We start from the raw sequence: 13,794 nt of genomic DNA on the forward strand, positions 1-13,794 counted from the left end.
ATGAAGCACGAATCATCCTTATTCACCACCTTTAGTGTATAGAAAATGTCATTTAATATCAATGATTATGGAGAATTTTTACAATACTCATAGTATGTAGACAATACAAAGAAGGCGGGGCTGTCCGATAAGTCCTAAAAAATAAGGCTAGTGGAAAGAAAAAATTCGGTTTTCTCCACTTGCCTTTTGTATTTTTTCGATTTTTCTCTGAAAGTAGCTGGCGGATCCCTGCTACTTTCAGTATGTTGTGGGCTAATGCCACAATCCCAAACTCGACATGTACCTTGTCGATACCCCGCAATGAAAATCTGCGGAACGACCGATTGCCCTTCGCTTTCGTACATTTCTCTTTTAATGGGCAATCTGTACAATCTTCACATTCGTATATTTTGAAGCTTTGCTCATAGCCAGACGGATTCTTTTTGTTTTGATATTTTTTAAACGTTACTTTCCTTCCATTCGGGCAAATAAAACAGTCATCTTGCTCACAATAGGTCCAGTTTTTCGCATTTTTGATATCCTTTTTGTATTTGCGTGTCTGTTCTTGTACATAGGATCCATAAGGAATGAGAAAATCAAATCGAGGCTCTTTCTCATCACCAATCGCATATACATAGTTTTCTTCACTGCCATATCCTGCATCCGCGATGACTGTTTTTAGCATTGGTAAAGAAGTAGCCGCCAGTTTCTCCAAATGTGGAATAAAACAACGTGTGTCTGTAGGTCGTTGATGAATGGTATAAAACAAGATAAACTGGTTCTCCGTCCCCATTTGCACGTTATACCCTGGCTTGAGCTGACCGTTTTTCATATGATCTTCCTTCATGCGCATAAAGGTTGCGTCTTTGTCCGTTTTGGAATAGCTATTACGGTCGCCAAAGATTTCGTTCTGTTCCTTGTATGTAGCCAGTCGCGGTAGGAAATTTTCCCGAATCAGCTTTAAAGGTTTCTTCCATTTACTGCGTTCTTGGCGCTTCTCCTTACGAATCTTTGGATCTGTTTCCTTTTCGATTTCCTCTGTTAGGGTTTCTACTTTTTCTTCTATTTCCTTAGCTACTGCCTCCAGGTTCTGTTCGGTGATCTCTGCATTTTGTTCGGTTTCTTTTTCTTCCGCTCCAGCTTCTAATTGGGTTAATTTATGAATGTGTTGCAGGGTTTCTTGAATTTTTTCTTTTAATTTTGCTTCAAATTTCTCAGTTGAATTTTTCCACACAAAAGAATACTTATTGGCATTGGCTTCTATCTTGGTGCCATCCAAAAAGTAGTTTTCCATCGTGATGTACTTTTCTTCAATCAATTTTAGAATCATGGCTTCAAATAACTCATCCATCAAGGCTTTCATCCGTTCTCCGCGGAACTCATTGATCGTGCGGAAATCGGGTTGTTGCATCGCAGCTAACCACATGGCTGGAATGTTTTCTTTTATTAGATTTTCAATTCCTCGGCAGGAATAAACCTTTTGGGAATAACCAAACAGAATGATTTTAAGCATCATTTTAGGATGAAAGGAACTTCGGCCACCACCTTTATAATGAGAAAACAATTGCTCATCTGGTACGGCTTCAACCATTTCGTCCACTACTCGTGCGACGTGATGTTCTGGTATGAGGGCTTTAATATCAAAAATAACTTGAATTTGACGGTTGTCATAGGGTTTAAAAGTAGGGGCTAATTGTCTTTTAGAGAGCTTTTTTTCCTCTGTTTCTGGAAAAAGTGTCATTTGCGTGTTATAATTTTCAGTAGTAATCATTTGATTGCTCATAAAAAATCGTCCTTTCTGAAAATGTTAGTTTGGTTACTTTCATTTTACTAGATTGGACGATTTTTTTGTGCTTTTTTTGGAAAAAATGATGGGGCTGCCAATAAGTCAATTCCTCCTGACTTTTTGGACAGCCCCGCTTTATCCTAAATAAAACCCCTCTATAGGTATAGAGAGGTTTACGTTATCAATGTATATGTAACCTAAAAGGGATTATAACTTGATAACATTTGCAGCTTGAGGTCCACGATCTCCCTCAACAATGTCAAATTCAACAGCTTGACCTTCTTCTAAGGTTTTGAAGCCTTCGCCTTGAATGGCTGAAAAATGAACAAATACATCGCCACCATCTTCTCTTTCAATGAATCCAAAACCTTTTTCTGCATTAAACCATTTAACTTTTCCTTGCATCTACTGACACAATCCTTTCATCAATAAAATCCGAGAAATTTCTCTCCATTTGAATATAACACTGTAAGTTCCATACAGTCAAATGGATTTTGAGATCTTTCCCCATTTCTATTTTTTCAAAAAGATTACTTATTTATACTTAATTTACCTCTTATGATCTCTTACTTTATAGAACCTTGCTTAAGAAAGACTGTGTTCTTGGATTTTGCGGATTGGAAAAAATATCCTCTGGTGAACCTTGCTCGACAATTTTTCCTCCATCCATAAAAATGACTCGATTGGAGACCTCGCGAGCAAAACCCATTTCATGGGTCACCACAACCATTGTCATTCCTTCCTTCGCTAACTGCTTCATTACTTCTAACACTTCGCCAACCATTTCTGGGTCTAAAGCAGAGGTTGGTTCATCAAAAAGCATGACCGTTGGTTCCATAGTTAAAGCTCTAGCAATGGCCACCCGTTGTTTCTGACCACCAGATAATTGGTCTGGATAAGTATCCGCTTTTTCCAAAAGCCCAACTTTTCCTAAATACTTTTTCGCTATCTCTTCGGCCTTTTCTTTAGGCATATTTAATACCTTAATCGGAGCAATGGTTAAATTATCCAGCACTGTCATATGAGGGAATAAATTAAAATGCTGGAAAACCATACCTACGTGGGTTCTAACCATATTTAGATTAACCTTAGGATCAGATAAGTCATCACCATTAATAACCACTTTTCCTGCTTGAAACTCTTCTAAACGGTTTAAGCAACGTAAAAAGGTACTTTTCCCTGAACCGCTTGGACCAATCACGCAGACAACTTCCTTAGGCTGAATATGAACATCAATTCCTTTTAACACTTCAAGTTGATCATATTTTTTATATAACCCTTCAACCTTAATCATTGGAAAACTTCCTTTCTAACCCTCTAACCCCACGTGACAAAATCAATGTTAAGATTAAATAAATCGCAGCAATCGTTAAGTATGGCGCAAATGTTGTAAATGTATTTTTAGCGGTCATTTGGCCGGCATAGGTTAATTCAGGTGTTGCAATAACTGCTAATAAAGAAGAATCCTTTAACAAAGCGATAAATTCATTCCCTAGAGGAGGTAACATTCTTTTGAAGGCCTGAGGTAAAATAATATACCTCATGGCTTGTCTATGACTCATTCCTAAAGAACGAGCTGCCTCCATTTGCCCTTTATCAATCGATAAAATACCTGCTCGGAAAATCTCTGCTACATAAGCACCGGAATTTAAGGATAAGGCGACAAAGCCGGAAAAAATCGCAGAGGGTGATTGGTCCCCAAAAAAGGCCGGTAACACCGCAAAATGGACAATTAAGATTTGTACATATAATGGGGTACCTCTAAATAAATCCACATAAATACGGCTAAATAACTTATAAAAGCGATTTTGAGATAGTTGTCCCAAGCCAATAAAAAGGCCAATGATCGTCCCAAAGGAAACCCCCACTGATGTTAGAAGAATGGTGTACCCTACGCCACGGAAAAACCAATATCGATACTCAAATACTGCACTCCATTCATTCATCATAAACCCTCTTTTCACGCACTGAACGATAATTCATATCGTTAGCTATTATTCAGCAAAATATTTATTGTAGATCTCTTGATATTTGCCATTCTCTTTAATTTTCTTTAGTCCTGCATTTAATTGATCTAACAATTCTTGATTTCCCTTTTTCACCATCAAACCATAAAATTCTTTTTCAAATCGGTCATCTTTCACTACTTTAAGGTTTTTGTCAGGGAATTGTTTTAAAAATTCTCCTAATACTGCATTATCACCAACTACTGCAACAATCCGTCCAGTTAACATATCATTAACTGCAGTGGGTAAGTCTACATATCCCTTTGCACCTGCATAATCTTTACCAAATACCTTTTGAACGGCTTTTTCACCTGTTGTTCCACTTTGAAAACCAATATTTTGTCCTTTAAGATCATCAACAGAAGTTACGGTTGAATCTTCTGGAACTAAGATATATTGTGTTGCTTCAAAATAGGGCTCTGTAAAATCGTAACTTTGCTTGCGCTCGTCATCAATCGTAATTCCGGCTGCGCCAATATCTGCTTTCCCTGTAGAGATCGAATTCATCATTGGATCCCATCCTACGTGTTGAATATTCACTTTAAATCCTTGTACTTCAGCAATAGCATTCACTAAATCCATGTCAAATCCGACAACTTCTCCAGATGGTAACGTAGATTCAAATGGCGGAAAGGTTGCATCTGTTACCACTGTATAGGTTTTTGTACCCTCTTTCGCCTGATTTTCTGTTTTATTTTCTTGGCTTGCACCACAACCGATCAAGCCAATACTGCCTATGATCAAAATAAGTGATAATATTCCTATTTTAAAATTTCTTTTCACTGTAGTTCCCCCTTGTTAGCATATTTGGTTACAATGATAATTTATGAATAACTTTTTATTTTTATCCACCCGAATGATTATACATACATTAGAATAAAAAATCAATAGATAAGTTTGTATATTCCAACGCGCTCCGTTGTCCGTGTATTTCTAGGAATAAAACATAAGGTAAGAAATACACTCCCAAAAGTACACAAAGTGTACAAGTGACGCTACATAGCTGAAGCTATTAGTCGTCCTATGTCTTTGCTTTTGGAATATACAAACTTCAATGACTTATAGGAGAGAAAGTACTTTCTTTAGCAGAAAAAAAGAACAGGCTTGCTATTTTACAACACGTAAAATGACAAGCCTATTTTTTACCCTATCATGAACTCGTACAAAACCTAGCTAAACGACCTATATTTACTCAGCAAAATATTTGTTATAGATTTCTTGGTATGTTCCATTCTCTTTAATTTTCTTTAACCCATCCTGTAATTTAGACAACAATTCCTGATTTCCCTTTTTCACGATGAAACCATAGTATTCTTTTTCAAAAGCCTCATCTTTCACTAATTGTAGTTTTTTATCGGGATTCTGCTTTACGAACTCTGCTACCACAGCATTATCCCCTATAACGGCAGCAATACGTCCTGTAAACAAATCGTTCACAGCTGTCGGTAAATCGGCATAGCCTTTTAATCCTTTATAATCCTTACCAAAGATATTTTGTGCAGCTGTTTCCCCAGTCGTTCCACTTTGGAAGCCTACATTTTTTCCTTCAAGGTCTTTGGCAGAAGAAATATTTGAGCCCTCAGGTAATAAAATTAACTGTGTGGCTTCAAAATATGGATCTGTAAAATCATACATTTCTTTACGGTCATCACGAATGGTGATTCCTGAGGCTCCAATATCTGCGTTACCGTTTTCAACTGCCTTTAACATCGCTTCCCAGCCAGTATGTTGAATTTTGATCTTAATCCCTGATGCTTCAGCAATGGCATTCATCAAATCAATATCAAAGCCGACGATTTCCCCAGATGGTAATGTCATTTCAAATGGAGGAAACTCGGCATTGGTAACCACTACATAGGTTTTGTCTTCAGCGGTTGTTTGTTCTGCATTTTGATCTGCAGCTTGACCTTGATCTGTCTTTTCTGATGGTTGACTGGTTGTACTTGTACCACAACCTATCAACCCAATAACTCCGAATAGTAAGATGATAGATAATAATGCCATTTTTATCCCTTTACTTTTCAATTAAAAAACCCCCTCTTAATGTTCAAAAACAATTTGTTTGTATTTTGTATATGTATTATTATACATATATACGAATAAATATCAAACACTTTTTTGCAAATAAATTTTATACGATAAAATTGATCTTATTCACAAACCCTCTTCATTATCTACAAACCTATCCACAAGCTTTATCCCTTTATCCATACTTATTCACAGAGTTATGCACATTATCCACAGGTTTTTGTTCACATTGTGCACAAGAATAGGCGTTCTTTTAAGGAAATATTAAGAAAATTTTAATATACAAACCCTTAAATGACAAGTGGAAGAAAGTTATACTTTTTTATCTTTTAATAAAAAGAATAAAAAAAGATCGGTTGAATTTAACCAATCTCTGCAATACTGTTAGCTAATTTCTATCATTGTTTATTTACCTTTCAATTAGCCTAAGATTACTTTTTTAATCTGAGCAATATCCCGTTCGTTTTGTAGTATCTTGGTGTGGGCGAATTCAATATCTACATTTTGAGTAGACAACATTTTAGACATTTCATCTTGGTTTTGCTTAATCTCTTTGATATCTTGTTTCATCCCAGCGATATCTTGTTTCATTTCATTCATTTCTTGTTTCATTTCATTCATATCATGTTTCATTTCATTCATTTCTTGTTCCATTTCTTCTAAATGAGAATTAGTAGCACCTACAATCCCTATCAATTGTTGAATCATATGATCTTGATGATCTAGTCTTCGATTTATCCGCTGATCCATTTGATTAATTAAATCATAAATCCCCTTTAGTTCTTCACTCATCGCCATCATCCTTTTCCCCATTTTCCTTCTTATTATATCATATTTTGGACATATAGGGGCTTTATAATGGTTCGTTTTACTAAGACTCTAATGTTGTAAATAAGGTTTAAATGCCTCTTGAACCTTTTTTGACCAATCCAGATAGTGAGGAAATAGCTGTTCTTTTAGTGTATCTGCAAGTAGTTGATAGTTTCCTTCCTCTTGGTAGGTTAAAACCTGTTCAAAAATAGGGAGAAAATCCTCAAAGGAACGGATCGAATCATGAACCTCCCGATCAATTTTCTTCATAATGTTCCAAGACAAAAAATTGGCTTCTTGAATCGACTTAAAGGCATCAATACAATTGCTAAAGATGGTCACATCCAAATAACTTTCTTTCTTGATGCGAATCGAAAGGTATTCAATACCTTCATCACAGATTTGCAACATTTCAATATAATGGTTTAAAAAGATCACCTGATTATCTTGTAAAACAGTATCATCATAATAGTGATCGTCATCATTGTGTTCATGATGATGATTATGCTCATCTTCGTGGTCGTGGATGTGTCCCATCATTTAATCCCCCATTATTTGCGTTTATCAAAAAACATCCCATCAAACGAGACAGATACGACCGTTTGTGCATATTTTTTTTGAACCATTTTTTGCTGGCGTATCTGTTTAAGATCTGCCTCAATCTCATCATATCGTTTTTTTAATAGCTCATCAATCGAATGATTAAGTTGAATAATTTTCCCCCCTAGTATTTTTTCTTCATCGTCCAACACTTTTGGCAACTTGGATATGAGTTCTTCGCGCCGATCTAGAAATTGATTGATTTGTTCAATATAGGCGTTCCTTTGCTCTTTTTGCGGCTGGATGAGTAAATATTGATAGAATTGATTTGCTACCTCATATAATTGTTTTACCAGACTCACTAGATTTGTCCACCTTGGCCATATTGGATTCTACGGTTGATTTGAATCACTTCTTTCCAAGTATCGCGAAATTCTACCACATAACCTTCTACTTCATTTAGTATTTCGATATCATTTTTTAAGTTGGCTTCAATTAAACGGTTTAGTATATAGTCATACATTTGCATCATGTTTTTGGCCACTTCATAATCCATGTTTAGAGAAATCATCAATTCACGGATAATGTTTTGCGCTTTGATTAAGTTCGTGTTCTTCTCCTCAAACTTATGATCAACAATCGCTTGTTTGGCATGCTTGATAAACTTCAAACAGCCATTATATAACATCAAGGTTAGCTCCCCAGGCGAAGCGCTATTGACTGTATTTTGTTGATAGGCTTGGTATGGATTCTGGATTGACATACAATCACTCCTTCGTTAACTATTGTAATCCCCCACCAAATTGTTGCATGAGATAAGCCGATTGTTGATTAGCCCGTTGAATCGCTTGTTCCATCGCTGTAAATTGGCGGTAATATCGATCTTCAATCTGAAGCAAACGATCTTGAAAAGCATCAATGCTTTTATCGACACGGTCTAAATCTTTGCCAATAGTATACTGGCTGTTAGCTAAATAGGTATTTCCAGCTTTTGCTTCAATATTTGACATCGTATTTTTTATGGTGTCGCGAAGTCGTTCTGCAATCCCACTTTGGTCAGACACTAATTTTCCATTGGCATCTTTTACTTCTTTATTAAATAAATCATAAATGGCCATTGGATTTTGGGAAATCGCATCCCTTAATTTAGCCTCATCCTTCAGAATCAACTTTCCTTTATCCGTATAACTACTAGATGTCTCAATACCAATACTAGCTAGTTGATTGATCGTTACATTTTGTCCTTTTTTTGCATCATAATAGGTTCCAGTCAGACCAGTTACTGGACTATAAATATCTAACCTCATTTGGTTTAATCCACCTGAAAGAATCGAATCATTGCGAATTAAACCACTTTTAGCCTTTTCTTCCCATAACTCAATTTGCTTCTCCGACATGTCCTGTTTTTGTTCATCTGTTAAAGGGAGATAATCTCGATAACGTTCCTGAGAGATTTTATCGTTTATTTTGCCAATGATCTCATTGTATTTATCGATAAATTTAATCACAGAATCAAAAATGGCATCCGTATCTGTTGTGGAAGTAAGAGTTACAGGTTGAACAATGCCAGATGAATCAAGTGTAGTATTTTTTAATGTGTATTCATAGCCATTGATTTGAAAAGTATTAGAGGTTCTTTCCATAGACATACCATTAAATGTAAATTTGGCATTTTGACCAGCTTGACCTATAGGTTGACCTAAAGCATCATTAGTAGTGGTTGCTGTATCGCTATCTGCCGATAAACGTAGTACGCTTGTCATAAAGTTATAGCCATTGGTATCGGTATCCATTATTTTTATTTCAGGTTGGTTTGCTGCATCACCTGTATTTTTAGCTGAAAGAACCACTTTCCCACTTTTTGAATCATAAAAGGCATTCACATCTAATTTTTTATTGATTTCACTCATCACTTGGTTTAAACTCATCGTATTCGGGTCAACAGTGATTGATTTTTCTGCGACCGAACCGTCGGACTGAATCGCCTGGATATGAATATTAAATGATGTTGTTGGTAGATTAGCCCCATTGACCAGATTATCCTTTTGATTTACTAATAAGTCATCTGGATTAAAGTTTTGATTACTTCTTATATCCCCAGCACTCCACATAGAAGCAGCTTTTGCTAATTGTGAAACACCAATCTGTGTATTGATGTCTGTCGTCCCACTTATATTTTTAGCGGTTACGGCACTCTCATTGGAACTAGAAATCACTTTCTTTAAAAAAGTACTTTGTCTCCCAATTCCATCCGTTTGTGTGACACTGATAAATTGGTCTAGCTCTGTTAAAAGTTTATTCATCTCTCGGTAATCATCACGTTGCCATTCTAGGATTTGCTTCTTTTGTGTCAGTTTATTTAAAGGCATTCGTTCCGCCTTCATCAAATCCTTAATAATACTATCAATATCGATTCCAGAAGCAAGGCCACTAATTCTCATTACCATTTTATTCACCCCTACATTTAAATTTTACGATCGACAATTAATCCCATATATTCCATCATCGAAGCATACATATCTAAGAATTTTTTCGGTGGGATCTGTTTAACCACTTCATTGGTCGTTGTATCGACGATCTCCACATAATATTCGTTTAACTTATCATGTAACTGAAACTTAAGGGAGGTATGAGCTGGTTCTAAAAATTGATTAATCCCCTTAATCGTCTTTTCGATTTGTTCTTTGTTGACCTCTTGTTGATTTGATACTTTTACATTCTCTTCAACAGAATTTTCAACCTGTTCTAAAATTGGTCTCTCTTGAATTTTGTTTTGCATTGGAAGTGTAGACCGTAACGATGAAATCCGATCAATACTCACAACCATCCATCCTCCTATTCATCACAATTCTTACTATTTATATCGGAAGGTTTTATCGATTTTTTTACATTTTTTTATTAAGTTAGGACAATGTGGTTTCTTTCTTCACCTTCTGAGGTCAGGACAATAAATGAGAGAATCAAAGTAGAACAATCAACAGGAAAACTCACAGTAGAAACAACCAATGGCGATGTATACGTTACATCATCTGGACAATGCCGATACCAAAATTATGGTAGATTCCAATATAGGAAAGATTTCAGGGGATATTAACTGGACGAAAGAAGATAGCGATAGAAAGCTAGGAAGTTCTAAAGAAGCTATTCTTAATATACAATTAATTTAAAAAGCCAACATGGGGAATTACGGTGAATGTGAAGTAGAGGTAGCGTAGTGCTACCTCTAACTGTGTTATCCACTTTTATGTAGAACTTAATCTACTATTCCCTTCAATTTTTCCTCAATATCAACAAAAAACTCTGGATAGTTTGTTGCGTCTCCTAATATACTAACAATATCCAAAAACTTTTTATACTCATGTTTATTTAAATAAAGAATAAACATGTATAAATAATATAGATCCGAATAATCTTTGTAAAGTTTTATTGAACCCTCTAATAGTCTACCCGCCTCTTCGTATCTATTTAATTTAATAAGACTTAAAATAATCCATCTTAAATATACTGTTTTCTTTAACTGGTCATGTTCTTTTTTATAATATTTCATAAAAGAAATTAACGCCTCATTAAATAACCCTTTTTCATAAAATTCATATGCATCATAATACGAAAGTTCATTTAAATCCCCTTTAATAGGGCTGTAACAATAATCAGTTCTTCCACTTTCAGTTTTTTTCCGTTTAGCTGCTACTGTCCATTCCGCAATTTTATAGTCACACAAATTGTAAACTTTTGGTACTAATACAATGTCAACGTTAGTCTGTAACAAAAATTTATTAAATCTATCAATATCAATATTATTCAAAAATTCCCCATAGGAAATGTATATTTTCCAATCATCTATTTTGTTAATTTCGTTTACCTTATACATGCTTACATACTTATAATAATTTAATATTTTGGGAATGATACTCTCCCATCTAAATTTTTGAGCTGTATAAAGTCCATTTTTTCTTATTTTTTGTAATAACACATTATCATTTAATAGTATCTCTATTTTCTTTGCTATATCTTTATGATCGCCAATTTCTGTGATCAATGCATTAAAGTTGTCTTTTGCATATTCTAATACACCTACATTTCTAGTCGAAATTACAGGACATCCACATGACATAGCTTCAAGTACAGGCAGAGAAAAAGATTCATATCTAGAACCAGAAACAAATAAAAAAGCCCCTCTATATAATTCTGCAATTTTTGACTGCGGAGGGTTTATAAATACTTTTGAAACTTTATCTTGATAAACTTCCGTTGGCTTGTTTGGAGTTATCCATATTAAGTCTAATTCATATCCTTGACTTTTGAGGCAATTGTAGCTATTTATGATGTCATCGATACCTTTAAATTTTGAATATTCGCTCCCCATCATTAATAAATAGGGATGCTCAGATTCATACTTTTCTCCTTCTTCAACAAATATTCCCTCATCAACAGCATTATGAAAAACAATTGAATCCCGATTATATAATTTTTTTATTAAGTCAGCAGTAGTTTTTGAGACTGTAATAATATATTCTGGTAATTGTAACTGACTATAAATTATCTCCTTAAATTCATGGGTTAGATTATTAAAATCAAACAAATGGAAATCCCCTTGCTCAAAATACACTACTGGAGCAATACCAGTTTCAATGCAAGCATTAATATGATCCCAATAGGTTGCAATAATAACATCACATTCAGGTATCCCCTTTGCTAATTCAAGTGTAAAGGGAACTTTAATATAATGTGCTTCAATTGGATACCAAGTGGGTTTTGGAAAATGTGATACAATCGATACTTTTACACCAAGTTGTATAAGTCGATTAGCATGTTCGAAGATGATCTTAGCCCCTCCACTAACCCCAACCTGTGTCATTACGTAGGTAACATGAAGTTGACCTTGTCTCCTTCTAAAAGAAACAATTTCCTGCTTCTTAGCATATTTTAAGTGTTTTAGTCTTCTTTTAAACTCATTTTGACGTAATTCTTCTATATTAATCATTATTTTCTCCTGAAAAACATTTTTATAGTCCATGTTTCAAAAAATTATATATTTTTATCGTTTCTTTATGTTCCCCTGTTAAAACAAAGAGTCTATCCCAATACAACTTAGCTTGTTTATAATTTCTCTTATTTAAAAAATAAATGGTTAAATAGTAGTTAGTAACAATGGAATTTTTTAAAATACTAGGTTCAGACTTAATCAAAAACAACAATTTCTCTAATGCATACTTTATATCACCATATTCCATTAAAATAGTGGCTAATTCAACCTGTGAATAAATATCATTATCATCTTCTAAAATTTGTCTTGCTTCTTCATGTTCTAAAACATATCTTTTTAGTTTTGCTTTTATAAGATTTGTTATCCTATTATTGTTATTATTATAAATTTTGAATATCTCCCATTCAGATAAGCTTTCATTAGGATTTAAGAATATAATACCTTCTTCATAATTATTATTTTTAATAAGTAGTTTAGCAGTTTGCTGTTTAATATATCTTGAATGACTTTTTTTGGCTAACTGTATTAACTCTTCTTTAACTCCATTGAGATTATTTAATGCTTTTATTTCTAATGATAGGTAATCTATAATTTCTATATTTCGATATTTATTATATTTGTTCTCTATTCTAAACAAAAGTTGCTCATGTTCAGGGACTAGATTTCCCTGTATAATTTGATCAATTTTTTCCACTCTCTCAGCCCAAGAATTTTCATTTGCGATTTTCTTCATATACTCTAAACTTATTTTTTCATTAAATAGATGGTTTATCCCATCACTGAATTCATCTGCATTCTTTGCCAGAATAATCATTTTACCATCATGGTATTCCATTAATTCTGGAATAGGAGTTGCTATAGTAGGAAGATTTGCAGCCATATATTCATAAAACTTTATAGGATTACAATTGATTATAATATCTTCCATTTTGAAGGGAATCATTCCAATATCAAAAGCCTTCAGATAACTAGGTACTTCATCATATGCTTTTGTTCCTAATAAAATAATATTTTCTACTTCTTTTAAATCGCTGACATCAATATAAATTGTTCCTACTAATACAAATACCATATGCTCGTTTTTTTTAGCCACTTCAATAAGCAATTCCTTATCAAACCAATTAGCTATTGCACCAAGGTAGCCAATAATAATCTTATTTTCTCTCTTTATATCGCTAAGTTCTTTTGGAATCGCTGTTTCATTAGAAAAATAATTTGGATTAACAGCATTCTTAACTAAGTAAGTTCTAGAATTTAATTTAAATTTTCTAGTAAATAGAGTATCTGCGGTTGTAATTACTACAGATGATCGTTGAATCATTTCTTCTTCCAACTTTTTTGTTGCATAGGAATGGTTAAAACCAGTATGTTCATCTACACATTCATATATTATGGGAATATCTTTAGAAATTTTATTCAAGAACCTAATATAATCAGGCATATAAGAAAAAATAGTTAAATTATCCTCCCCAATCATATTAACCATTTCTTTTATAAAGTCCGCCTCAACTGATACTCTTTGATTAGCGATTGTAATAGAACTTAATCGATTAATACTATAGATTCCTTCTTCTTCTTTTTGTAATGTCTGATTAATATAATTTTTTATTATTTCTGTATTATAAGATTTATTAACTACTAATTCTTGCATTCTATTA

The 13,794-nt window shown here is 34.0% G+C and carries 15 protein-coding genes; 1 reads left to right on the plus strand and 14 read right to left on the minus strand.

The features are described 5' to 3' along the window. Positions 1 to 58 precede the first annotated feature (58 nt). The 12 genes from U473_RS10745 to flaG form a co-directional block, all read right to left on the minus strand. A complete protein-coding gene (locus tag U473_RS10745; RefSeq protein WP_407701952.1) occupies positions 59 to 1,720 on the minus strand; it encodes an IS1182 family transposase in 1,662 nt (553 codons plus the stop codon). A gap of 252 nt (positions 1,721 to 1,972) precedes the next feature. After that, the gene (locus U473_RS10750; protein WP_068726213.1) at positions 1,973 to 2,170 is read right to left on the minus strand and encodes a cold shock domain-containing protein; all 198 of its coding nucleotides are present in this window, start codon (positions 2,168 to 2,170) and stop codon (positions 1,973 to 1,975) included. Positions 2,171 to 2,336: 166 nt separating this feature from the next. Beyond that, the gene (locus U473_RS10755) at positions 2,337 to 3,059 is read right to left on the minus strand and encodes an amino acid ABC transporter ATP-binding protein (RefSeq protein WP_068726215.1); all 723 of its coding nucleotides are present in this window, start codon (positions 3,057 to 3,059) and stop codon (positions 2,337 to 2,339) included. Beyond that, complete coding sequence (locus U473_RS10760; protein ID WP_399167815.1) at positions 3,052 to 3,711, minus strand: amino acid ABC transporter permease; 660 nt, start codon at positions 3,709 to 3,711, stop codon at positions 3,052 to 3,054. The genes U473_RS10755 and U473_RS10760 overlap by 8 nt, the downstream gene beginning before the upstream one ends. A 48-nt stretch (positions 3,712 to 3,759) precedes the next feature. Then, on the minus strand, positions 3,760 to 4,554 hold the full coding sequence (locus U473_RS10765; RefSeq protein ID WP_235589105.1) for a basic amino acid ABC transporter substrate-binding protein: 795 nt from the start codon (positions 4,552 to 4,554) through the stop codon (positions 3,760 to 3,762). A gap of 405 nt (positions 4,555 to 4,959) precedes the next feature. After that, positions 4,960 to 5,796, minus strand: coding sequence for a basic amino acid ABC transporter substrate-binding protein (locus U473_RS10770; RefSeq protein ID WP_235589106.1), 837 nt, complete (start codon positions 5,794 to 5,796; stop codon positions 4,960 to 4,962). 423 nt (positions 5,797 to 6,219) lie between these two features. Next, positions 6,220 to 6,591, minus strand: coding sequence for a hypothetical protein (locus tag U473_RS10775; RefSeq protein ID WP_153012043.1), 372 nt, complete (start codon positions 6,589 to 6,591; stop codon positions 6,220 to 6,222). An 87-nt stretch (positions 6,592 to 6,678) separates the two neighbouring features. Next, entirely contained in the window at positions 6,679 to 7,146 is a 468-nt protein-coding gene (locus U473_RS10780) for a hypothetical protein (RefSeq protein ID WP_068726222.1), read from the minus strand. Between the two features lie 14 nt (positions 7,147 to 7,160). Then, a complete protein-coding gene (locus U473_RS10785) occupies positions 7,161 to 7,511 on the minus strand; it encodes a hypothetical protein (protein WP_068726224.1) in 351 nt (116 codons plus the stop codon). Beyond that, positions 7,511 to 7,912, minus strand: a complete 402-nt coding sequence (gene fliS / locus U473_RS10790) for a flagellar export chaperone FliS (protein WP_068726226.1) — start codon at positions 7,910 to 7,912, stop codon at positions 7,511 to 7,513. Before fliS ends, U473_RS10785 begins: the two co-directional genes overlap by 1 nt. A 19-nt stretch (positions 7,913 to 7,931) precedes the next feature. Further along, positions 7,932 to 9,590 (minus strand): flagellar hook-associated protein 2, encoded by a 1,659-nt coding sequence (locus U473_RS10795; protein ID WP_082732595.1) that lies wholly within the window; start codon positions 9,588 to 9,590, stop codon positions 7,932 to 7,934. 23 nt (positions 9,591 to 9,613) lie between these two features. Further along, a complete protein-coding gene (gene flaG, locus U473_RS10800; RefSeq protein WP_068727642.1) occupies positions 9,614 to 9,970 on the minus strand; it encodes a flagellar protein FlaG in 357 nt (118 codons plus the stop codon). 184 nt (positions 9,971 to 10,154) lie between these two features. Between flaG and U473_RS14820 the strand changes: the two genes are divergently transcribed. Further along, positions 10,155 to 10,316: a hypothetical protein gene (locus U473_RS14820; RefSeq protein WP_161937326.1), complete on the plus strand. Its 162-nt coding sequence runs from the start codon at positions 10,155 to 10,157 to the stop codon at positions 10,314 to 10,316. An 86-nt stretch (positions 10,317 to 10,402) separates the two neighbouring features. Here the strand turns inward: U473_RS14820 and U473_RS10805 are convergent, their stop codons facing one another. Together U473_RS10805 and U473_RS10810 are read right to left on the minus strand one after the other, a co-directional pair. Further along, a complete protein-coding gene (locus tag U473_RS10805; protein WP_068726230.1) occupies positions 10,403 to 12,133 on the minus strand; it encodes a glycosyltransferase family 4 protein in 1,731 nt (576 codons plus the stop codon). Positions 12,134 to 12,155: 22 nt separating this feature from the next. Next, positions 12,156 to 13,794: glycosyltransferase (locus U473_RS10810; protein ID WP_235589107.1), on the minus strand; the 1,639-nt coding region annotated here is incomplete at its 5' end.

Source organism: Tepidibacillus decaturensis (assembly GCF_001561915.1).
Lineage (GTDB): Bacteria > Bacillota > Bacilli > Tepidibacillales > Tepidibacillaceae > Tepidibacillus_B > Tepidibacillus_B infernus.